Annotated in this window: 19 protein-coding genes; 8 read left to right on the top strand and 11 right to left on the bottom strand. The window is 71.6% G+C overall.

The window, feature by feature from the left end; genetic code table 11:
- Nucleotides 1–16: 16 nt before the first annotated feature.
- The 4 genes from rbfA (at nt 17) to GCN81_RS25500 (ending at nt 6,190) form a co-directional block, all read left to right on the top strand.
- Nucleotides 17–466 carry a 30S ribosome-binding factor RbfA gene (gene rbfA / locus GCN81_RS25515; RefSeq protein ID WP_156726844.1) on the top strand — a complete coding sequence of 150 codons (450 nt, stop codon included), beginning with the start codon at nt 17–19 and terminating at the stop codon, nt 464–466.
- Nucleotides 466–1,371: a tRNA pseudouridine(55) synthase TruB gene (truB, locus tag GCN81_RS25510; protein ID WP_156726843.1), complete on the top strand. Its 906-nt coding sequence runs from the start codon at nt 466–468 to the stop codon at nt 1,369–1,371. Before rbfA ends, truB begins: the two co-directional genes overlap by 1 nt.
- A 153-nt stretch (nt 1,372–1,524) precedes the next feature.
- Nucleotides 1,525–5,172 (top strand): serine protease, encoded by a 3,648-nt coding sequence (locus GCN81_RS25505; RefSeq protein WP_156726842.1) that lies wholly within the window; start codon nt 1,525–1,527, stop codon nt 5,170–5,172.
- A 49-nt stretch (nt 5,173–5,221) separates the two neighbouring features.
- Entirely contained in the window at nt 5,222–6,190 is a 969-nt protein-coding gene (locus GCN81_RS25500; RefSeq protein ID WP_156726841.1) for a bifunctional riboflavin kinase/FAD synthetase, read from the top strand.
- Here GCN81_RS25500 and GCN81_RS25495 read toward each other — a convergent pair.
- The 9 genes from GCN81_RS25495 to eccE form a co-directional block, all read right to left on the bottom strand.
- Nucleotides 6,171–7,247, bottom strand: a complete 1,077-nt coding sequence (locus tag GCN81_RS25495) for an ABC transporter ATP-binding protein (protein WP_156726840.1) — start codon at nt 7,245–7,247, stop codon at nt 6,171–6,173. The genes GCN81_RS25500 and GCN81_RS25495 overlap by 20 nt on opposite strands.
- Entirely contained in the window at nt 7,244–8,368 is a 1,125-nt protein-coding gene (locus GCN81_RS25490; RefSeq protein ID WP_197287777.1) for an ABC transporter ATP-binding protein, read from the bottom strand. Before GCN81_RS25490 ends, GCN81_RS25495 begins: the two co-directional genes overlap by 4 nt.
- On the bottom strand, nt 8,257–9,189 hold the full coding sequence (locus GCN81_RS25485; protein ID WP_156726839.1) for an ABC transporter permease: 933 nt from the start codon (nt 9,187–9,189) through the stop codon (nt 8,257–8,259). The genes GCN81_RS25490 and GCN81_RS25485 overlap by 112 nt, the downstream gene beginning before the upstream one ends.
- The gene (locus GCN81_RS25480) at nt 9,186–10,292 is read right to left on the bottom strand and encodes an ABC transporter permease (protein WP_156726838.1); all 1,107 of its coding nucleotides are present in this window, start codon (nt 10,290–10,292) and stop codon (nt 9,186–9,188) included. The genes GCN81_RS25485 and GCN81_RS25480 overlap by 4 nt, the downstream gene beginning before the upstream one ends.
- A gap of 3 nt (nt 10,293–10,295) precedes the next feature.
- Complete coding sequence (locus GCN81_RS25475; RefSeq protein WP_231626989.1) at nt 10,296–12,098, bottom strand: ABC transporter substrate-binding protein; 1,803 nt, start codon at nt 12,096–12,098, stop codon at nt 10,296–10,298.
- 355 nt (nt 12,099–12,453) lie between these two features.
- Entirely contained in the window at nt 12,454–15,228 is a 2,775-nt protein-coding gene (locus tag GCN81_RS25470; RefSeq protein ID WP_156726836.1) for an SCO5717 family growth-regulating ATPase, read from the bottom strand.
- 380 nt (nt 15,229–15,608) lie between these two features.
- Nucleotides 15,609–15,842 (bottom strand): DUF397 domain-containing protein, encoded by a 234-nt coding sequence (locus GCN81_RS25465; RefSeq protein ID WP_156726835.1) that lies wholly within the window; start codon nt 15,840–15,842, stop codon nt 15,609–15,611.
- Between the two features lie 151 nt (nt 15,843–15,993).
- The gene (locus tag GCN81_RS25460) at nt 15,994–16,713 is read right to left on the bottom strand and encodes a hypothetical protein (protein ID WP_156726834.1); all 720 of its coding nucleotides are present in this window, start codon (nt 16,711–16,713) and stop codon (nt 15,994–15,996) included.
- The gene (gene eccE / locus GCN81_RS25455) at nt 16,710–18,071 is read right to left on the bottom strand and encodes a type VII secretion protein EccE (RefSeq protein ID WP_197287776.1); all 1,362 of its coding nucleotides are present in this window, start codon (nt 18,069–18,071) and stop codon (nt 16,710–16,712) included. The genes GCN81_RS25460 and eccE overlap by 4 nt, the downstream gene beginning before the upstream one ends.
- 191 nt (nt 18,072–18,262) lie before the next feature.
- On the opposite strand from eccE, the gene eccB reads away from it, so the two are divergent.
- From eccB to GCN81_RS25435, 4 genes are all read left to right on the top strand, one after another.
- On the top strand, nt 18,263–19,774 hold the full coding sequence (eccB, locus tag GCN81_RS25450; protein WP_156726833.1) for a type VII secretion protein EccB: 1,512 nt from the start codon (nt 18,263–18,265) through the stop codon (nt 19,772–19,774).
- 13 nt (nt 19,775–19,787) lie between these two features.
- The gene (mycP, locus tag GCN81_RS25445; RefSeq protein WP_156726832.1) at nt 19,788–21,029 is read left to right on the top strand and encodes a type VII secretion-associated serine protease mycosin; all 1,242 of its coding nucleotides are present in this window, start codon (nt 19,788–19,790) and stop codon (nt 21,027–21,029) included.
- Between the two features lie 106 nt (nt 21,030–21,135).
- The gene (locus GCN81_RS25440) at nt 21,136–21,489 is read left to right on the top strand and encodes a WXG100 family type VII secretion target (RefSeq protein ID WP_156726831.1); all 354 of its coding nucleotides are present in this window, start codon (nt 21,136–21,138) and stop codon (nt 21,487–21,489) included.
- 31 nt (nt 21,490–21,520) lie between these two features.
- Entirely contained in the window at nt 21,521–21,823 is a 303-nt protein-coding gene (locus GCN81_RS25435) for a WXG100 family type VII secretion target (protein ID WP_156726830.1), read from the top strand.
- 77 nt (nt 21,824–21,900) lie between these two features.
- Here GCN81_RS25435 and GCN81_RS25430 read toward each other — a convergent pair whose 3' ends face one another.
- On the bottom strand, nt 21,901–22,104 hold the full coding sequence (locus GCN81_RS25430; protein WP_156726829.1) for a hypothetical protein: 204 nt from the start codon (nt 22,102–22,104) through the stop codon (nt 21,901–21,903).
- On the bottom strand, nt 22,091–22,582 hold the full coding sequence (locus GCN81_RS25425) for an ATP-binding protein (RefSeq protein ID WP_156726828.1): 492 nt from the start codon (nt 22,580–22,582) through the stop codon (nt 22,091–22,093). The genes GCN81_RS25430 and GCN81_RS25425 overlap by 14 nt, the downstream gene beginning before the upstream one ends.
- Nucleotides 22,583–22,676 lie beyond the last annotated feature (94 nt).

The following is a 22,676-nucleotide window of genomic DNA, read 5'->3' as shown; positions in this document are numbered from 1 at the left end:
AGAGGGAGACGGACCAGTGGCCGACAACGCGCGGGCGAAGAAGCTGGCGGACCTCATCCGGGAGGTGGTCGCACAGAAGCTGCAGCGCGGTATCAAGGACCCGCGCCTGGGCACGCATGTCACCATCACCGACACCCGAGTCACCGGTGACCTGCGGGAGGCGACCGTCTTCTACACGGTCTACGGCGACGACGAGGACCGGGCGAGCGCCGCCGCGGGCCTGGAGAGCGCCAAGGGCGTCCTGCGCTCCGCGGTGGGCGCGGCGGCCGGAGTGAAGTTCACCCCGACGCTGACCTTCGTGGCCGACGCCCTCCCGGAGAACGCGAAGACGATCGAGAACCTCCTGGACCGGGCACGGGCCTCGGACGCCAAGGTGCGCGAGGCGTCTTCGGGCGCCGCGTACGCCGGTGAGGCGGACCCGTACCGCAAGCCGGAGGACGATGAAGAGGCTGGCGACACCGCGTAATGACCCAGCAGCACACCACCCCGGACGGCCTTGTCATCGTCGACAAGCCGTCCGGCTTCACTTCGCACGACGTCGTCGCCAAGATGCGCGGGATCGCCAGGACCCGGCGCGTCGGGCACGCGGGGACGCTCGACCCGATGGCGACCGGAGTCCTGGTACTCGGCGTCCAGCGGGCCACCAAGCTCCTCGGCCACCTGGCGCTGACCGAGAAGGAGTATCTCGGCACCATCAGACTCGGCCAGAACACCCTGACCGACGACGCCGAGGGCGACATCACCTCATCGGCCGACGCCTCAGCGGTGACCCGGGAATCCGTCGACGCCGTGATCTCCAAGCTGACCGGCGACATCATGCAGGTGCCGTCCAAGGTCAGCGCCATCAAGATCGACGGCAAGCGCTCCTACAAGCGCGCGCGGGAGGGCGAGGACTTCGAAATCCCGGCCCGCCCGGTCACCGTCTCGTCCTTCACGGTGTACGACGTCCGTGACGCCGTCGCCGAGGACGGCACCCCGGTACTCGACCTGGTCGTCTCGGTGGTCTGCTCGTCCGGTACGTACATCCGGGCGCTCGCCCGCGACCTGGGCGCCGACCTGGGCGTCGGCGGCCATCTGACGGCCCTGCGGCGCACCCGGGTCGGCCCGTACAAGCTGGACGCGGCCCGCACGCTGGACCAGCACCAGGAAGAGCTGACCGTGATGCCGGTCGCCGAGGCGGCCGAGGCGGCGTTCCCGCGCTGGGACGTCGACGAGAAGCGCGGCCGCCTGCTGCTGAACGGCGTACGGATCGAGCTGCCCGAGGAGTACGGCTCTGGGCGCGCGGTCGCCGTGTTCGGGCCCGACGGGCGGTTCCTCGCACTGGTCGAAGGGCAGCGGGGCAAGGCGAAGAGCCTCGCCGTGTTCGCCTGAGAGCCTGTCTCACGGCCCGCCGGTTCACTCCTCTGGGCGGGCGCTCGGGGCGTTCCCGGCGTGTGCGGGGGGCGCATCCGGCTGGCCCCCTGTCCCGCTGATCATGATCGACCTACCGTCGGTAGAAGCGGGGTGTGGCGGGGAGGTTCGACGATGGCGGCAGGGGACTCCCGGAGTGGTGGCCGTGGCCGTGGCGGTGACCGGGAGACGCTGGTGCGGATCTGCGATCTGGCCGGACGGCCACGCGGGGCCGCCTTCGCCGCCGACGACCACGGCACCCTGATCACCAGCCATGAGGCCGTCGACGGACTCGCCCGCCTGGTGCTGCACGGACCAGACGGCCGCACCGGTGTGGTGGGCGCCGACGCGGTCATCCCGCTGCCCGAGGTCGATCTCGCTCTCGTACGGGCCGAAGGGCTCGGCGCGCGGCCGCTGCCCGTCGCCGCGCGGGCGGGCCTGGAGACGGGCAGCTACGTACGGATCGCCGCGCTCGGCTGGCGCCAGGCGCGGGTCCTGGGCACCGACACGTCCGTGACGTACACCGCGACCGACCGCTTCCACGTCGTCCCGGCAGCCGTGGAACTGGCGATCGGTACCGACGGCAGCGACGCGCTGGGCCTCGGCGGCGGGGCGGCCGGGGGACCCGTCCTGGACGCCGCGACCGGCGCGGTGCTCGCGGTGCTGGGCACCGCGCTCCAGGCCGGGCACCGGGCCGCCGCGGGCTTCGCGGTGCCGCTGCGGGAGGCCGCGGCGGCGGACCCCGGCGGCCCGCTGGACCAACTGCTCCGCCGCAACGCCGCGACGGTCCCCGCGTACGGGCAGGACCTGAACCTGGCCGCCGCGCTGACGCTGACCGCCACGTCGGTGGGGTCGGACGGGCCACGGGACGCGGGGGACGAGCCCGGCGCGGCGTCCTGGGGCCAGGGGCAGACGGCGGTGGAACGCCCCGAAGTCGCCGAGGAGTTCACCCGGTTCCTCACCTCGCCAGCCTCGCCCGCCCCATCTGCCTCATCCGCCGCGCCCGCCTCCGTGCTCGCTCTGGTCGGCGACCCCGGCACCGGCCGCAGCACCGAACTCGCCGCCCTGGCCGCCCGCCGCGCCCGCGGCCCCGAGCCCGCCCCGACCGTATGGCTGCGCGGTGCGGGACTTCGCTCGGACGACGCCTCGATCGCCGACGCCGTGGCCAGGACGCTTCAGGACGCGGGGCGGATCGTCGCGGCCTCGGAGGAGTACGCGGCCGAGAAGTACGCGGCCGAGAAGTGCGCGGCTGAGGAGTACGCGGCTTCGGATGAGTACGGCGACGGGCTCGGCGACATCGGGCCCGACCGGGTGGCCAGGCTGGTCCGGGACGCCGGACGGCCGCTGCTTCTGCTGCTTGACTGCCCCGAGGAGATGCCCCCCGTACTGGCACACCGGCTGACCGAGTGGACCGAGGGGACGGCCACCTGGCTGCGGGACACGGGCGCGCGGCTCGTCGTGGCCTGCCGGCCCGCCTACTGGGAGCAGGCGGGAGCGCTCTTCCCGGCCGACGCGCTGTACTCGGGCGAGGGCGGCCCCGAGCGGCTCCCCGCCTGCGTACGCCTCACGGACCTGCCCGAGCCGCAGGCGGCGCGGGCCCGCCAGCGCTACGGCATCCCGGACGACGCGGTAGCCCCCGAGGTCGCCGGACACCCCCTCGCGCTGCGGCTGCTGTCGGACGTCCGGGCCGCCCTGCCCGAGCGGCCCGACGGGTGCCCGGGACGGGAGGAGATCTTCACCGCGTACCTGGATCTGGTGTGCCTGCGGGTCGCGGTGCGCCTGGCGGCCCCGCTGCGGCTGCGCGGGACGGCGGTGCGCAGGCTGGCCGCGAAGGTGTCAGGGCAGCTGCACGAGGCGGCGCGGTGCTGCCTCGGGCCCGGGCAGGGCGAGCTGGACCGGGAGTCGTTCGAGGCGCTCTTCCCATGGCCCACGGGCTGGGCCTCCGCGGTCCTCACCGAGGGCGTCCTGGTCCCCGCGGGCACCGGCTACCGCTTCGCGCACGAGGAGCTCGCGGACTGGTTCCAGGGCACGCACCTGGACCTGGACGCCGCCCTGTACGCGCTCGTCCACCGCCAGCGCGCGGACACCGCCCCGCCCCAGACCCCGGTACGGCTCCCGTCCCTCCCCGTGCCCCGCCATCGCATCGGCCCCGTGGTCCAGGCCCTGTTGCTGCTCGACCGGCGGGGCGACCGCGCGGCACTGGCCCGGCGGCTGGAGGAGCTGACGCACGCCGCGGACCACTTCGCGGGCCGTACGGACGACCCCGCGCGTCCCGCTGATGACCCCGCGCGTCCCGCCGACGCCGAGTGGTGGGCGCGACGGCTCCTCTCCGAGGTACTGGCGCGGGTGCCCGACGCCCGGCCGTACCGCGCGGTGCTCCGCCTGCTGGTGGAGCGAACCGTGGCCGGGAACCTCACCGGCGCCTTCGGGGGGTGGTTCTGGCGAGGGCTCCCGCTGCCGGAGCCGGATCGCCTCGACCTGCTGCGCCACCTGGTCGTCGCCGATCCAGTCGCCGACCCAGCGGCGGGCGGCGAACGGTTCCTGGACGCGGTCGGCGCCTGGCTGCGGGACGACCCCGAAGGCGTACAGCCGCTGCTCACCCGGTGGTTCACCGACGAGCGGCCACTGCCCGCCGCACCGGACGCCACGGTGGCGACCGCCGCCCAGGCCCTGCTGCACACCCACCGCCACCGCGCGATCGACGCCCTGACCGAGGCCCTCGTCGCCTGCGCGCACCCGCGCGGCGACGAACTGCTGGCCGTGCTCGCCGACGAGGAGCCCTCCGCGATCTGCCGCGCCGTGGACCGCTGGGCCCACGACGAACGCCCCGCGCGCCGGGTCGCCGCGGCCGCCTACGCGCTACGGGCGGCGCCGCGGGTCAGCACCGACGCCGACCGCCGCCTGCTGCGCTACGCGGCACTCGCCCTGCTCGCCCGCCCCGCCGACTGCACCCTGCACGGCGCCGCCCTGGCCCTCCTCGTACGCGACCCGCACACCCGAAACCACCACCTGCCGCTCGCCCTGAAGCGTTTCGCGGCGGGCGACCCACGGCTCGCGGCCAGCGCGCTGGCCGCCGCCCTGACCACGCACCCGGAACCCGTCATCGCCGCCTTCCGCACCCGCCTACGCGAGCCCGGCCCGGCCTCCGGCGACATACTGCGGACCCTCGCGGACGTGACCACGCCCGCGCTGGCCCGCCAGGTCGCCGTCCTCGTACGGGACTTCCTGGAGCTGCGCCCGGAGGCCGCGGCGTACGCGGCCGGATACGTCGACCGGCGACTCGAACACGGCCCGGCCGCCCGCGCCGTCCTCTTTCCTCTCGTCGCGGGGGTACTGCGGAGCTGCCCCGCCCAGGTGCGCCGCGAACTCGCCCCCGTACTCGCGGCGCCGGGCACGCGCGCGTCCCGCGCGCTGCGCCGCGAACTGCTCGACGTCCTGCTGGCGGGCGAGGACGACCCCGCCGTCCTGGACGAGGTCCTGACCACCGCCGCCACCGGCGCCGCGCGACGCGGCCCGGCGGCCACCCGCGCCCTGGTACACCGCACCGGCCGACTCCTGGTCCGCACCCCCGACGGAGCGGCCCGCTTCGACCGGCACCTGGTCGAGCTGGCCCGCGCCGACCCCGGCTTCGCCACACTGCTCGACCGCTGGCTGGCCGACACGCCCCAGGACTGGGCGGCGGTGGTCGGCCCGAGCGCCCGCCGCATGATCGAGAACCTGGCCGTGGGGCCGCACGCGGCCCCGGCCGATGCGAACCGTGAGCGTCTGGCATGGCACTCTTAGACCTGCGTAACTATCAGGACGTACACAGGTTCGGCGAGGAGCAAACACCGTGCAGCGCTGGCGTGGCTTGGAGGACATCCCCCAGGACTGGGGGCGCAGCGTCGTCACCATCGGCTCGTACGACGGCGTGCACCGCGGCCACCAGCTCATCATCGGCCGCGCCGTGGCCCGCGCCCGCGAACTCGGCATCCCGTCCGTCGTCGTCACCTTCGACCCGCACCCCAGCGAGGTCGTCCGCCCCGGCAGCCACCCGCCGCTGCTGGCCGCGCACCACCGCAGGGCCGAGCTGATGGCCGAGCTGGGCGTGGACGCGGTGCTCATCCTGCCGTTCACCGCGGAGTTCTCGAAGCTGTCGCCCGCCGATTTCGTCGTCAAGGTGCTGGTGGACAAGCTGCACGCCCGACTGGTCGTGGAGGGCCCCAACTTCCGCTTCGGCCACAAGGCCGCGGGCAATGTCGCGTTCCTGACCGAGCTGGGATCGACGTACGACTACGAGGTCGAGGTCATCGACCTCTTCGTGAGCGGCACCGCGGGCGGTGGCGAGCCGTTCTCCTCCACGCTGACCCGCCGCCTGGTCGCCGAGGGCGACGTCGAAGGCGCCGCCGAGATCCTGGGGCGCCCGCACCGCGTCGAGGGCGTCGTCGTACGTGGCGCCCAGCGCGGCCGTGAGCTGGGCTTCCCGACCGCCAACGTCGAGACCCTGCCGCACACCGCGATCCCCGCCGACGGGGTGTACGCCGGGTGGCTGCACGTCGCGGGCGAAGCGATGCCCGCCGCGATCTCCGTCGGCACGAACCCGCAGTTCGACGGCACCGAGCGCACGGTCGAGGCGTACGCGATCGACCGCGTCGGGCTGGACCTGTACGGGCTGCATGTCGCGGTCGACTTCCTGGCGTATGTTCGGGGCCAGTTGAAGTTCGAGTCGATCGAGGGCCTCCTGGAGGCCATCGGCGACGACGTGAAGCGCTGCCGCGAGCTCGTCGCGGCGGCGACGCCCGTCAGCTCGTCCGGCGACTGAGGACGTCGGCGGGGGAACCGCCCCGGCCGCTGTCCCCGGACCCGGCCCCGGACTCGGACCCCGCCCCGTCGCTGTCACGCGCCACCGCCCAGTGGCACGCCACTTGTGACGCGCCCCCGCCCCCCAGCACCGGAAGCTCCACCGCGCGGCACGCCGCCGCCACCCCGGCCCGCTCGGCCTCCCCGGACGCCACCACCTGACACCGCTCGTGGAACCGGCACCCGCCCGGAATCCGGGCCGGGTCGGGCGGTTCACCGCCGAGCACTACCGGCGTGCCCGGCGCCTCCGGCAGTACGGACAACAGGGCTTGTGTGTACGGATGCTGAGGTGACGTCAGTACGTCCTCCACCGCCCCCGTCTCCACGATCCGCCCCAGATACATCACCGCCACCCGATCGGCGATGTTCCACGCGAGCCCCAGATCATGCGTGACCACCAGCGCCGAAAGCCCCAACTCCGCCCGCAGCCCGAGCAGCAGCGCCAGGATCTCGCCGCGTACGGACGCGTCGAGCGAGGCCACCGGCTCATCAGCGACGATCAGTTCGGGGTCGAGTACCAGCGCGCCCGCGATCACGACCCGCTGCCGCTGCCCACCGGACAGCTCGTGCGGATAGCTGAGGAAGAAGCGCTCCGGCGGGCGCAGCCCGGCCCGCGCCAGCGCCTCGGCGACCCTGGCGGGCTCGTCGCCACCCGCGCGGCCGTGGATGCGCAGCCCCTCGGCGACGGCGTCGTACACCGTGTGGCGGGGGTTCAGCGAGCCGCTGGGGTCTTGCAGCACGAGCTGCGCCCGTCGGCGGTACGCCTTGAGAGCGCGGCCCTTGTACACCAGCGGCTGGCCCTCGAAGCTGACCTGTCCGGCACTCGGCCGGACCAGGCCGAGCAGCGAACGCGCCAGCGTCGTCTTACCGCAGCCGGACTCCCCGACCAGGGCGACGATCTCGCCGCGCCCGATCTCGAGGTCGACCCCGTCCACGGCACGGGCCGGGGGCGCGCCCCGGAGTCCGGGGAAGGTGATGTGCAGCCCAGAGGCGCGCAGTAGCGGGGGAGTGGTGGTCACCGCGGGCTCCTTACCGTCGCCTCTGCGTGGACAGGCGCCCCGACGTGGACGCAGGCCGCGCTCCGTTCCGGGCCCGCGTCGCGCAGCGCCTGGTCGTCGCTGGCGCAGGACTCCAGGGCGACCGGGCAGCGCGGGTGGAACGTACAGCCGCCGGGCAGCGCCGAGGGGTCGGGCGGATCTCCCGCCAGACCGTGCGGGGCGTGCCGGGACGCGGGGTCGCCGATCCGCGGGAAGGCGGCCGACAGCGCCTGGCCGTACGGGTGGCGGGCATCGTCGTACACCTGGCGGGCCGGGCCCTCCTCGACGATCCGGCCCGCGTACATCACCGCGAGCCGGTCGCAGGTGTCGGCCAGTACCGCCAGATCATGGCTGATCATGATCAGGCCGACGCCCTGCTCCGCTACGAGCCGCTCGATCAGCCGCAGGATCTGCGCCTGGATCATCACATCCAGCGCGGTCGTCGGCTCGTCCGCGACGATCAGCCGGGGATCGCAGGCGAGCGCCATCGCGATCATCACACGCTGCCGCTGCCCGCCGGAGAGTTCGTGCGGATAGGCGCGGGCCCGGGCGGCGGGCAGCCCGACCTGCTCGAGCAGCTCGGCGACCCGGCGTCGCGCGGCGTCCCCGGTGGCTGTCCGGTGGATCAGCATCGGTTCGGCGATCTGGTCCCCGATCCGGTGCACCGCGTTCAGCGAGTGCATCGCGCCCTGGAAGACGATCGAGGCGCCCGCCCAGCGCACCGCCCGCAGCCGCCCCCACTTCATGGTGCGGATGTCCTCGCCGTCGAGCAGGATCTCGCCGGACAGCGACGTGCCGGGTGGCAGCAGCCGCAGCAGGGCGAGCGCCAGCGTGGACTTGCCGCAGCCGGACTCACCCGCGATGCCCAGCTTCTGGCCCGCCTGGAGGGAGAGGCCGACACCGCGGACGGCGGCGGCCCCCGACGCGTACGTCACCGTCAGGTCCCTGATCCGAAGCAGACTCCGCTGCGGCCGACTCTCCTGAAGCAGACTCAACGGGACGCCCCCAGCCTGGGGTTGAGTACGGATTCCACGGCGCGCCCGCACAGCGTGAAGGCGAGCGCGACGACGGCGATGGCGAGCCCGGGCGGCGCCAGATACCACCAGTTCCCGGAGCTGACCGCGCCCGCCTCACGGGCGTCCTGTAGCAGCCCGCCCCAGGAGACGACCGTGGGGTCGCCGAGCCCGAGGAAGGCCAACGTCGCCTCGGTGAGGATGGCGCCGGAGATGACGAGCGTGGTCTGCGCCAGCACCAGCGGCATCACGTTCGGCAGCACATGCCGGGTCATGATGTGGCCGTGCCCGCCGCCCAGCGCCGTCGCCCGCTCGATGTACGGACGCGACTCCACGGCCAGGGTCTGGGCGCGCACCAGACGGGCGGTCGTCGGCCAGGTGGTGACCCCGATCGCCAGGATCGTCGTCCCGATCGACCGCTCCAGTACGGTGGCCAGCGCGATCGCGAGCACCAGCGTCGGCATCACCAGGAACCAGTCGGTGATCCGCATGACCACGGTCGCGTACCAGCCACGGAAGTGACCCGCGGTCACTCCGACGAGCGTACCGATCGCCACTGACAGAAAGGCCGCGAGCAGCCCGACGGCGAGCGAGACCCTGGCCCCCCACAGCAGCAGGTACAGCAGACTGCGCCCGAACTGGTCGGTGCCCAGCGGGAACTCCGCGCTAGGGTCCTCCATCGGCGCGCCCGGAGCCCGGGTCACGCTCCGCGCGTCGGGCCCGGTGATCCATGGCGCCGCCAGCGCGAGCAGCGCGATGACGACCAGTACGGCGAGACCCGCCAGGCCCGCCCGATGGGTGCGGTACTGCCGCCAGAACCGGGCCACGGCCCGCCGCCTGCGGGCCCAGACGAACGCCCGGGGACTGGTGGGCGTGGCGTCGGGGGGCGTCATCGCGTCGGGGGTCGTCATCGGCTCACCCTGGGGTCGAGCAGCGGATAGACCAGGTCGGCGAGGGTGTTCATCAGGATCACCGAGGCGGCGAACAGGACGAACAGGGCCTGCACCAGCGGCAGATCAGGCACGCTCAGCGCCTGGTAGAAGAGCCCGCCCAGGCCCGGCCAGGAGAAGACGGTCTCGACCAGGATGGCCCCGGCCACGGTGTTGCCTAGGTTCACGAACAGCAGGGTCACGGTCGGCAGCAGTGCGTTCGGCACCGCGTGGCGGCGGCGTACGAGATCGTCGCGCAGCCCCTTGGCGCGGGCCGTCGTGAGATAGTCGCCGCCCATCTCGTCCAGCAGCGAGGACCGCATGACCAGCAGCGTCCGCGCGTACTCGACCGCGACCAGGGTGATCACCGGGAGCGTCAGATGATGGGCGACATCGAGGACGTACGCGAATCCGCTCTCACCACCGCCCGACTCCATACCGCCGGTCGGGAAGAGGCCCGGGAGCGGCCCGACCCCCACCGAGAGGGTGACGATCAGCAGCAGTCCGAGCCAGAAGGACGGCACCGAGTACAGGGTCAGCGCGAACGCGGTGTGGAAGCGGTCGCCGAACCGGCCACGGCGCCAGGCGGCGCGTGAGCCGATCCAGATGCCGATGAGCGTGTAGAGCACGAAGGCCGTGCCGGTGAGCAGCAGCGTGGCGGGCAGCGCTTCGGTGATCTTGTCGATGACGGGGGCGCGGAACTGGAACGAAGTGCCGAAGTCCCCGGTCAGGGCGCTTGCGCAGTAGTCCGTGAACTGCTGCCACAGCGGCTGGTCGAGGCCGAACTGCCGCCGTAGGGACTCGATCTGCTCGGTGGACATCTGGCGGCCGCCGGTCATCTGCTTCACCGGATCGCCGGGGATCATCCGGAACAGGAAGAAGCTGGTGACCAGCACGGCGAGCAGCGAGATCGCCGCGCCAGCCAGCTTGCCCGCGACGTAGCGGAGGTAGCCGTGGTAGCCGTGGGGGATACGGGGTGCCTGGGAGGCCTGGTGCCCCGAGCCGCCGGACGAGGACGGAGGCGGGGGCGGGGGCGGCCCGAGCGAACCCGGGCCCCCGCCGCTCTTGGTGAGCTCCACCGTCATCGGCTACTCGCGGTCTTCCCTGGTGGTACGGCGCCGCAGGGCGAACAGCGCTCCGCCGACGGCGACGAGCGCGGCGACGGCGGTGAGGCCGACGACGAGGCCCGTGTTGCCGGAGTCGCCGCTCGAACCGCTCTTGCCGTCCTGCCCGCCGCCGTCGGTGGTGGCCGGGACCGCCGACCACCAGCTCCAGTAGCCGTCCTGGCCGTAGATGTTGCCCGCGTCCTCGGGCATCGTGGTGATCGACTTGATGTGATCGGTGCGATAGGCCTCGACCGCGTTGGGGTACGCCATGACGTTCATGTACCCCAGGTCGTACAGCCGCGACTCCATGCGCTTGACCAGGTCCGCCCGTTTGGCGGGGTCGTACTCGGCGAGCTGCTGGCGGTACAGCTCGTCGTAGCGCGTGTCGCAGATGAAGTTGTCGGTCGCGGCGCTGGATTTGGCCTTGGTGGGCAGCGCGTCACAGGTGTGGATGGACAGGACGAAGTCCGGGTCCGGGTTCACGGACCAGCCGTCGAAGGCGAGGTCGTACTCGCCGTCGTACCAGGGCTTGGAGACGTCGTCCCGGCAGTCCACCTTCAGGCCGATGCCCAGCTCGCCCCACCACTCCTGGAGGTACTTGCCGATCGCCTTGTCGTTGGGGTCGGTGGCGTGGCACAGGATGCGCAGGTCGAGTGGTTTGCCGTCCTCGCCAACGCGTTTGCCCTGGCCGTCCACGCGGTATCCGGCCTTGTCGAGCAGGGTCGCGGCCCGCTTCGGGTCGTAGGCGATCTTCTGCTGGGGGGACGGCTCCCAGAAGTAGTCGGAGAAGCGGGGCGGGATGTAGCCCGCGCCCTCCACCGCATGGCCCTGGAAGACCTTGTCGACGATCGTCTCGCGGTCGACGGCGTGGAACAGGGCGTGGCGGACGTTCTGGTCGAGCAGTGCCGGGTGGCCGTCGCCGAACTCCTCGCCGTCCTTCGTACGGGCGCCCGGGTTGACCGCCAGGGCGAAGAAGCGGCGCCCCGGGCCCTCGTTGACCGCGATGTTGTCGGCCTGCTTCAGGGACTTGGCCTGGGCGGGGGTGAGCGCGGGCTGTCCCGAGACGAAGGAGACCTCGCCCTTGCGGAGGGCGGCGACCGCGGCGTCCTGGTCCTTGTAGTAGCGGAAGACCAGCTCGTCGAACGCGGGGGCGCCGCGCCAGAAGTCCTTGTTGGCCTTGAGTTTGACGAAGCTGTCGACCTTGTAGTCGGTGAGGATGAAGGGGCCGTTGCCGACGATCGGGAACTTCTTGTCGTTGTTGAACTTGGTGAAGTCGTCGATGCCTTCCCAGATGTGCTGGGGCAGGATCGGCACGTCGAGGGCGGCCATGGTGGCCTGTGGCTTCTTGAGTTCGACCACCAGCTTGTCGGGGCTGGGGGCGCTCACCTTCTTGAAGTTGGAGACGAAGCTGCCGTTGGCGGTCGCGGCGCCCTCGTCGTCCATCATCGTCTGGAAGGTCCAGGCGGCGTCGGCGGCGGTGGCCTGCTTGCCGTCGGACCACTGGGAGTCGTCCCGGATGGTGTACGTCCAGGTCAGCTTGTCGGGCGAGGGTTCCCAGGCGGTGGCGAAGCCCGGGATCGCCGTGTTGTCCTTCGCGTCGTAGTTGGTCAGGTAGTCGTACATCAGCCGGTGGATGCTCGTACTGACCAGGCGTACGGCGAGGAACGGGCTCAGCGAGTCCACGCTTTGGGCCACGGCGACGGTGAGGGTGGTGGCGCTGTCGTCGGCTTGGGCCGGTGGGGGCGCGGGGTTGAGCGGGGTGGTGAGCGCGGCGGTCAGGCCCAGGGCGGCGGCGCCGGAGGCCAGGAGGAGGCGGAGCCGGGTGAGTCTTGGGGTGGGCGTGGCGGGAGTGGCGGGCTTGGCGGGCGTGGCGGGCGTGGTGAGCGCGGTGGGTGGTGCTGGCGGGTGCTGGTCTCGTGTGGCCATGGCTCGTGACCTCGCGTCATCGCGGCGACGGAGCGGGTTGGTGTGAGTGTTTACCAGCGGTGGTCTAAACATGTCAACGGTATGTGACCGGAGTGTAGCTTTCGGTAATTCCCTCCTCCGGTAATTCCCTTCGGTAGCTCCCTTCGGTCATGCCTGAGGGCTCGCACCGTGTGGACGGTGCGAGCCCTCATTGGTTTCCAGCCCCTTGGGCGGGCTACTGGGGAGCGTTGGGCGGGGGACCGCCTGGGTACGGCTGTTGGGGCGGGTAGGGCTGGCCGGGGTGGCCGGGGTGGGGCTGTTGCGGGGGATACGCGTGCGGGGGCTGGCCTTGGGGCTGGGGCTGGCCCTGGCCGTGGGGCGGTCCGGGCTGGACTGGCTGGCTGGGCGCGGGCTGCTGCTGCCCCGGGTGTGGCTGGCCGGGCAGCGGCGGGGCCAACTGGGGCGGCTGGTTGCCGCCCTGCGGCATCCACAGACCCTGCTCCTGCTGGGCGCGCGCGAAGTCCTCGGCGACCAGCGCCGAAAGGGTGAAGTACGCGTCGCGGGTCTTCGGTCGCATCATGTCGAGGTCGACCTCGGCCCCAGCCGAGAGGTGTTCGTCGAAGGGGATGACGACCACGCCCCGGCAGCGGGTCTCGAAGTGCTGCACGATGTCGTCGACCTTGATCATCTTGCCGGTCTCGCGCACCCCGGAGATCACGGTGAGCGACCGCGAGACCAGTTCCGCGTACCCATGCGCGGAGAGCCAGTCCAGCGTCGTACTGGCGCTGCTCGCTCCGTCGACCGACGGCGTCGAAATAATGATCAACTGGTCGGCCAGGTCGAGCACTCCGCGCATCGCGCTGTAGAGCAGGCCCGTACCGGAGTCGGTGAGGATGATCGGGTACTGCTTGCCGAGCACGTCGATCGCGCGCCGGTAGTCCTCGTCGTTGAAGGTCGTGGAGACCGCGGGGTCCACGTCGTTGGCGATGATCTCAAGACCGGACGGCGCCTGTGAGGTGAACCGCCGGATGTCCATGTACGAGTTGATGTACGGGATCGCCTGGACCAGGTCCCGGATGGTGGCCCCGGTCTCCCGGCGCACGCGGCGGCCGAGCGTACCGGCGTCCGGGTTGGCGTCGATCGCCAGGATCTTGTCCTGCCGCTCGGTGGCCAGGGTCGCGCCGAGCGCGGTGGTGGTCGTCGTCTTGCCGACGCCGCCCTTGAGGGAGATCACCGCGATCCGGTAGCAGGACAACACTGGCGTACGGATGAGGTCCAGCTTGCGCTGTCGCTCGGCCTCTTCCTTCTTGCCGCCGAGCTTGAAGCGGGACCCGCCGCTGCCGGAGGTGCGGCTGCTCTTGGCCTTCTGCTTCTTGTTCAGCAGCCGGTCGGACGACAGCTCGACGGCGGCCGTGTACCCGAGGGGCGCGCCCGGCACCTGCCGCTCCCGCTGGTCATGCGCGACGGGCTGCGGCCAGGTGGCGGCGTTGGCGCGGGGGTCGGTGGGGGCGGCGGGGGGCTGGGGCTGCTGGGCGGGTTGCGGCTGCTGCGTGGGTAGTGGCTGCGGTTGTTGCGCCTGTGGTTGGGGCTGTGGCTGGGGCTGGGGGGCGCCCTGGGGAGCCGGGAAGCCGTATCCGGCCTGGGGCGACTGGGTGTTGGGCGCACCAGGCGCGGGAGCGGCCTGAGGGAACCCGTACCCGCTCTGTGGCGCCGGAGCGCCGGGGGCCACACCCGGCTGCGGGAAGCCGTAGCCAGCCTGCTGGGCAGGCGGATGGGGCGCGTCCGGTGCTGGAGCGGAGGGAGCGCCGCCCGCCTGGGGGAAGCCGTAGCCGCCCTGCGGCGCCGGGCCGTTGGGCGTTCCGGGAGCGGCGGTAGGCGCCTGCGGGGGGCCGTAACCGCCCTGGGGCTGTGCCGGGATCTGAGGCTGGGCGGCGGCGGCCGCCTGGGCGGGGTCCGTCGGCCAGGCCGGGGGCGTGGGCGTGGGCTGCGGGTTCTGAGGCTGTGCCGGGGGCATGACCTGGCTCTGGACAGGCTCCGCCGCCTGCTGCGCGGGAGTGGGCCACTGCGGAGCCGAGGCCGGTGCCTGCGGCTGGGCCGGGGCCGCGGCCGCGGGCTGGAAGGCGGGCGGCAGCGGTGGAAGCGCACCCTGCGGCACACCACCGGCGCCCGGCGCCCACGGCTGCTCACCCGGCACGGCATCCTGCACGGCGTTGACCGGAACCTCGTCCCGTACCTCGTGCGCAACGTCGGCTGACACGGCGGGCTCCGGCACCGAGTCCTCCGGCACGGAATCCTCCGGCACCGAATCCTGGGGCGTGAAGTCGCTGCCGCCACCGTCCCCGGCCGCCGCCGCCGCTGCGCCGCCTTCCGAAGCCGCGTCAGCCCCGGAATCCGCCCCGGACCCGGAGTCTGTCGACTCCGCGTCCCCGGCGTCCGCCGCCCCCTCACCGGTCCGTACCTCTGAATCCGCGGAGCCGTCCCCCGTAAGAGGAGCCGAGGGGACAGAGTCCGACGGCCCGCCGCCGACCGCCTCACCGCCGACCGCCTCACCGGCGTCCGCCGCCGAACCCGCGGACTCGGCCCGCTCCGCGATCTCACGCTTCAGCGCACCCGCGGAGAACCGTATGGTCGCACCGCTCTCCACGTCACCGTTCTCAGGGCTCTCATGCCCCGCGGACGAAGCGGACGAAGCGGGTGCGGCTGGTGCGGCCGGTGCAGGCGGTGCGGCCTGCGGCACGTTCGGCTCGAACCCACTCCCCGCAGGTAGCCCGGGGACCTCTATCGGAGCCCCGACAGGCGGCGGAGGAAGAGGAGGCGTCGCACCAGCCGCTGAAGCCGAAGCCGAAGCCGAAGCGCCCGCCGCTCCCTCCGCCCCCGCCGCGTTCTGCGTGTACCAGGCAGGCGGGGTGTAGTCGATGGTGAACTCACCCGTCATCTCGGGTTCCGCGTCGGACTGATCGTCGACGGGCGTATTCCAGCCCCCGCGAATCTCGTCCCGATCGCTGTTCACAATGCCTCCTGGTGTGGTCCAGCACCCTCAGTGCCGCAGTGAGGGCGGCCACTTGCTTCTGCCCGCCCATCGGTCCGATCCCGGCTCTCCCCCCGGGGCGCGCGCAGCCCGCACGCGGGGTCTGGCGCCGTTCCCGGACCCAGCCTAATCACCAGCACCACCACTACGGCAGGCCCGTCCACCCGAAGCCGATTGCCCCGTACATCACGTTCTTCCCGAATGCGACATCCGCAGCGAACAGCACCCTGCCCAAACGAGGGCAATCCGCGCCAAAGTCCCGCCGTCAGCGCGCACTCGTACGAACTCCGAAGACGCCCCGTGTGGTGGACGAGTCACCAGGACCTTCACCCACCACACCCCGGGCCGCCGTCTGTCACCCGCTACCGCAGATCGAACTCGCCGTCCCGCGCCCCCAGTACGAACGCCCGCCACTCCGCCTCGGTATACCGCAGGACGGTCTCGGGGTCCATCGACGACCGCATCGCCACCGCGCCACCGGGCAGATACGCGATCTCGACCCGCTCCTCGGCCTCCTCGGTACCGGGCGGGCTCAGCCACTCCACATCCGAGATGTCCAGGGCGTACAGCTCGTCCTTCTCCTGCTGGGTCCCCATGCCGCTGTCCTTTCACCGTGCGTTTCACCGTGCGTTCGCGCTTGTGGCAACCAACCATCGCCGCCGGAAGCCATGTTGCCCTGTACGAGTCCACCACGAAGCCGATATGACGCCGATACGCCCCTGAGAGCCCGTCTCAGTCCATCCGCTCTCAGTCCATCCGCCGAGCGACGCCCAACAACCCCGACTCCGCGTCTGTCCCCACCGTCATCACCCACTGCCGCTCGCGCCCGGAACACCACAGCGTGACCCCGTCCGCCAACGTGGGCAACGCCTCGCTCTCCGCCCGCGACAGTCCCAGGATTCTGCCGACCTGCTCCGCCTCACCCGGCGACACCCGCTGAACGCCCACCAGCGAAGCGGCACGCATCAGCCGGGGCGCCACCGGGCTCATATAGGGCAACAGCGTCAGCACCGACTGCCACGGCGACGCCACCACCCGCCCGCGCGGCGGCCGCATCCCGCAGTCCCGCACCACCAGCACCGGATCGCCGACCGTCGCTCCCGTCGGCGGCACGCGGCCCACGTCGTGCAGCGTGATGCACTCCAGCCCCGCGCCCGCGGCCTGTGCCAGCGTCGTCCACGCCTGCCCGCGGCCGGTCTCGACGGCGACCCGCGCCCCCGTGCCCGCCGTGCGCAGGGCCAGCACCTGGGCCGTCCACAGACCACCGATCAGCAGAACCTCGTACGGCACCGGCCGGTGGAAGCCCACGATCTGCGGGCGGCCCTCGGCGTCGTCACCGATCACCACGCCGTCGTCCCCGACGGGCAGCGACAGCGCGCCGAGAGCGTCCGTGGGCACCGCGTGCCCGGCGTGCCGAGGGCCGAGCAGCCCCCGCAGGCGGCCGATGGGTGCGCGTGCGGCGCTCATCGCGTACCTCCCAGCGGCAGCGTCGCCAGCGCTCCCGGCTGTTGCTCACGGTCAAGTCGTACGAGACCCACCTTCGCGGAGCGTGCGGCGCTCTCCAGAGCCCGTCGCACCTCGACGAGGTCGTTGTCGGAGCCGCCGGTGACGCGAACATGGCCGCCGACTTGCACCGACGCGTGGTGCGAGCCGCGCCGCAGGGTGAGGCTGACGGTGGTGGCGTACGCGGGGATCGAGGTCAGCAGGGACACCAGCTGTGGCAGGGGCGTCGCCGCCCGCCCCAACTCGGGCCAGCGGCCCACCACATAGGTGGTATGCCACCGGTCGTCGCAGCGCCACACGCGCGCGGTCTCCTGGGTCCGGCGCTGCGGCGGGGCGTCGGGCCTGGCCGCGCGCGCGGCGCGCATCGGGCTGGCGCAGGCCGACGTCGCCACCGCGGAGTTGAGATCCTCCTGGTCGAGTACGACGGCCCGGAACCCGGCACCGGTGATGCGGCTCGCTATGTGGTCGGCCGCGCGCACCAGGCAGCGCTGAGCCCCCTCGACACCGCCGCCGCGTGCCTGGACCGCCTCCGAGCACAGCTCCGGGTCCAGCTTCAGGGCCACCCAGGTCATGCGCAGGGCGGGCGTTCCGGTCCGTTCCTGGAGGGGGGTGTAGGAAAGCCGGGCCACGGACTGCTGAGGCAGGTGCGGGGCGGGCGCGGACCGCACCTGCTGCACCAACTGCGCGGACTCAAGGGCGATATCGTCCACGTCGAGAGCGTCCGCCAGGAGACTCAGCGGCAGCGCACGCGCGCCGAACGCGGGGCGCAGCGCCTCACCGCCCGCCTCGACCCGCACCACCGCCGTGAGGAAGGTGCCGTCGCCGAGCATGCCGACGCTGCGACGCCGCTTACGGTCGACAAAGGTGTACGGCTTCAGACCCGGCACACACTCGGCGACCGGCGCGAGGGCCGGGTCGGTGTCCGGCGCCGCGGGAGCGGTGACGCGCCTGCGCGTACGCAGCCTCTGGGCGGTCGAGAGCCAGTCCTGGAGAGCGTGACCACGGCGGCGGATCACCGCGAGGAGCAACAGCACGCCCGCCACGACACAGGCCGGGACGAGCCAGAGGCCGCCGAGAGCCAGTCCGACGACGACCAGCGCCAGCGCGCACTCCACCAGCACCAACTGCCGCAGCTGCACCGGCCCGATGCGGCTGGTACGTGCGAGGGGGCGCAACGTCGTCGTCGCGGGGACGCCCTGGCCGGTGCGTGCCCTCTGGTCGGTGCGTGTGCGCGCCTCCGGGGCGTTGCTGCGTTGCCGCCGGGAAGTCTCTGGCGCTCGACCGGTGGTCCGCCCGTTTCGCGTACGCGTCGCCGTACCCACCGCCGTGTTGCCCCCCTCGTATCCGCCGTGTCCGCAATCAACCAGATTCCCATGGGGGTTGACCGGTCGGTCACCTTACCTGAGCAGTAAGACACGAGCGCCAACAGGCATAGTAGGGGCGGCCCGACGGCAGGCCGTCCCGATCTGTATGGGAACCTGGTCGCCCGGCGGGGGAGAGGGACAGCGGACAGATGGCATCACGACGGGACGAGCTGAACGCCTACACCTTCGCGAAGCGGAGGCTGATAGCGCAGTTCGTACAGCCCAATGCGACCGGTTCGGAGGAGGGCGCGCCGCGCCCGCTGCGCGCGGTGCTTCCCGGGGTCATCGTCGGAGTGGTGATCCTCGCGGCCTTCGGCGCATGGGGCATGTTCAAGCCGGTCGCCCCCAAGGACTGGAACAAGCCGGGCGAGAACGTGATCATCGCCAGCAAGTCCACGACGCGCTACGTGGTGCTCACCACCGGAAAGAAGACGCAGCTGCATCCGGTGCTGAACATGTCGTCGGCCAAGCTCCTGCTCAACCCCGACAAGGGCAAGGTCATCAACGTAGACGAGTCGGTCCTCGACAACGGCAAGATCCCGCACGGCGCCACCCTCGGCATCCCGTACGCTCCCGACCGCCTGCCCGACCCGAAGGAAGCCGCCCAGGCCAAGCGCTGGGCGGTGTGCGAACGGCCGGGCGGGGGCGGCCGGTCGATCCAGAAGGCGGCGTTCGTCCTCGCCGAACGCGACCAGCAGGAGACCGAGGGCGCGGGCCGCCTGCGCGGCGGCGAACTCCTCTACGTACAGGCCCCGGACAAGACCCGGTACGTGGTCGACGCCAAGGGCCGCGCGTACGAGATCGCGAACGACGAACTCCTGCTGCGCCAGGTGGTCGGCCGGGACCGCGAACCCCAACGAGTGACCAACGACTGGCTGGACACCCTCCACCAGGGCGATCGCATCACCTTCCCGAAGAGCGACGGCACCCCAGGCGACGACGCGGGCGTTCCCGGCGACTACAAGGTCGGCATGGTCCTTGAGGCCACCGACGGCACCAGGAACCAGAAGTACCTGGTCCTGCCCGGCCGCGTGGCCCCCGTGTCGGACTTCACGGCGAAGCTCCTCCTCAGCCGCCGCGATCTGGTCCCCCTTGGCCAGGACGGCAAGGCGCGGCGGGTCAGCCCCGCCACCATCCAGCCCGGCAAGCCGTACGGCCAGGACCGCATCTGGCCCCGCGACCTGCCGGACGCGGTCAACTCCGCGACCGCCAAGCAGGGCGCCCGCAACACCGTCTGCAACGTCCTGCGCGACGTCGACGACCGGGACGGCAGCACCACGCTGAGCACCTGGGCGGGAACCGGCTTCCCCCTCCCGCTGCCGACCGGCTCCAGCAGCGCCTATGTCACCCCCGGATCAGGCCAGCTCTTCCGGCAGTTCAAGGGCTCCACGACCGACACGGGCTTCCTGTTCCTCGTCACCGACACCGGCCTGCGCTACGCGATGCAGTCGAACGGCGACAGCGCCACCGACGACTCCGGCATCGGCTCCTCCGGCTCCGCGCAGGAGAAGCAGGCGCGTCAGGCGGAGGCGCAGCAGGCCCAGAACCGGCTCGGCTACAAGAACGTCGACCCGCTACCCATCCCGGCCCAGTGGTCAACTTTCCTCCCGACGGGCCCCCGTCTCTCCACAGGCGCCGCGAGCCAGCCCCAGGGCTCGTGAGGCCAGCACAACGATGACGCCCACGACTGCAACCAGCCGCCGCCTGCTGACCGTCTCGGCCGCCGCGACACTCACCCTGATCGTTCTCCCGATGTCCCCCGCATCAGCAGACGACATCACCCAGTGCACCTACCCCAACAAGAAGTACGAGGGCCGCCCCTGGTCCCTCCAGCGTGTCCTGCTCGACGAGTTGTGGCAGCAGTCCACCGGCGAGGGCGTACGCGTCGCCGTCATCGACACCGGCGTCGACGTGAAGAACCCGCAGCTGAAGAAGGCCGTGGACACCAAGAGCGGCATCAACCTCATCCCGAAGGACATCAAGGACGACAACGGCGACAAGATCGAGCGCGGCAAGGAGAACGGCACCACGGACACGGTGGGCCACGGCACCAAGGTCGCGGGAATCATCGCGGCCCGCCCCGCTAAGGGCACCGGCTTCGTCGGCCTCGCGCCCGACGCCACGATCATCCCCATCCAGCAGAACGACGCCGACGGCCACGGCACGGCCGAAACACTCGCGAAGGCCATCAGACACGCCATCGCCAACGGGGCCGACGTCGTCAACATCTCGCAGGACACGGCGAACGCGGTAAAACCAGCCCCCGAACTGGAGCAGGCCGTGAACGACGCGCTTGCCCAGGACATCGTCGTCGTCGCCTCAGCGGGCAACGACGGCCTAGGCGGCAACGTCAAGGAAACCTACCCCGCGTCCTTCAAGGGCGTACTCGCCGTAGCATCCTCGGACCGCAACAACGAACGCGCCGCGTTCTCCCAGTCCGGCGACTTCGTCGGCATCGCGGCCCCCGGCGTGGACATGATCTCCACGGTCCCCGGCGGCGGCCACTGCGCCGACAACGGCACCAGCTTCTCGGCCCCGTACGTCGCGGGCCTGGCCGCCCTCATCAAGGCCAAACACGACGGCTGGACACAGCAGCAGATCGTCGCCCAGATCCAACAGACCGCCGAACGCTCCACCTCCGGCCGTGACCGCCTCGTCGGCTGGGGAGTGGTCGACCCGGTCCGGGCCCTCACCGAGGACGACCACCCCATCGAGCAGCCGGTCGCCCACGAGGGCGTGACCCGCGCGAAAGCCCCCACCCCGGCCGAACTCCCCCTCGGCGAGACACCAGAGGAACGCGACGCCCGCCTGGCGACGTATGTGACGGTCGGCGGCGGAGCGGTGGTCGCGGCGGTGTCCGGCTCGGCGGTGGCGCTCCGGGACTCCCGTCGCAGAAGACGACGTGAAGTCTCTTGATCGACAAGCCACTTAGGACTGTCACACCGAGTGACTAGAGTGATGTTCTGTGCGGCGAAGCACAACCTAGCCCGCCATAACAGTAGTTCAGAAGGGAAGCGCAACAATGGCACAAGGACAGCGGCTTACAGATGCGCAGGTAATCAAGCTAGAGAAGGAAATCTCCCTTAAGTTCGAGTCAATCATGGGCCAGCTCAAGCAGATTCACGGCACGATCGACAGCCTTGAGGGTCAGTGGAAGGGCATTGGTGCCGGGGCGTTCAACGCCAAGCAGTCCGAGATCAACACCTCGATGGTGCGTATCGGCAACATCCTCGCGAAGTTCTTCGAGGGCATGAACGCCTCGCGGAAGATCAAGGACGGCACGGAGGACGACGTCCGAGCGGCCGTGCAGAGCATCAACGTCGACCTCGGTGTCGGCACCAACGCCGCCCCGAAGTCCGGCATCAGCGGCCTCTAGGACTGACAATCACAGGTGAGATGAGGAAGACATGAGCATGAACTCCGGAGACGAGCTCGTCGTCAAGTACGGCAGCCTCGACGCCGCGGCGACCACGCTCGGCAACCAGGCCAAGAAGCTCGAACAGGACCTGCGCGACATCAGGACGGCCATGGCCGCCGTCGCCGCAGGCTGGGAGGGCGAGGCCCACTCCACCTACGTCACGGAACAGCAGAAGTGGGACAAGGAAGCTAACGACATCCACCAGGCCCTCCAGCAGATCGGCCAGGTCGTCGGAAGGGCAGGCGGCGACTACATGGGCGGCGACAAGAAGGCCGCCAGCTATTTCATCTGATCGCTGACGGCCCTACGCAGCCAGGCACAGGGGGTGGGCACGCGCGAGGGGCGCCCACCCTTCCTGCGCCCTGGATCTCAGGACCGCCGCGCAGAACTGGGCGGACAGCCGCGGAGCACGGCAGTCAGCCGCGCCACGACATCAGGTCGTACGCCTCCGAGGTGCACGAGGTTGTCCCCGGTGCAGGCCTGCTCGACCCGCAGTGACGGCAGCGAGATCTCGTGCCGCGCCAACTCGTGCCGCAGCGCATCCCGAGCGCGCTCGGCGTCAGAGGAGTGCATACCGGTACACCTCCTTCAGAGGGAAAGCCGCCCACAGCTTGGAACCGGGGAGCGGTGGCTCGATGTCCGCGATGCCATGCTCCCCGCGACAGGACTTGGCGAGGGCCGCGAGCACCTCGAGCGACCGCAGGCGCCGCTCCCGGCACTCATCGGCGCGGCCGTGCGGGTGAACGGGGTGCTGGTCGAAGACGGTCACCCTGAGAGTCTCGTACCGACATCGCAGCGACAGACTCACATCGCGTTCAGGCGTGAACCGATAGGCGCAGGCCAGCAGTTCGGACACGACCAGCTCGGCGAGCGCCACGGCGTCGCGGAGCCCGTGCTCGCGGAGCACACTCCTGACGGTGCCCCGCACCAGTCCGGCACAGTAGGCCCCGCCCGGAAGCCCCAGCGAGTAGGAGAGGTTGTCGACGGACGGCGGTACGGGCGTCGTCGTCGCTCCCGTACCCGCAGCCGTACACAGTGATGTGATGCTCATGCGTGTAACTCCACTTCTGATCTGAGGGGTTGGAGTCACTCGCACGCTGGCGGCCACCGGTGGCCTTGCCTCCCTGGGCGCGGGCACACCTGTC

The sequence above is a fragment of the Streptomyces apocyni genome (assembly GCF_009739465.1).
GTDB lineage: Bacteria > Actinomycetota > Actinomycetes > Streptomycetales > Streptomycetaceae > Streptomyces > Streptomyces apocyni.
The sequence above is the reverse complement of the archived record's forward strand: the minus strand, read 5'-3'. Positions and strand labels throughout refer to the sequence as shown.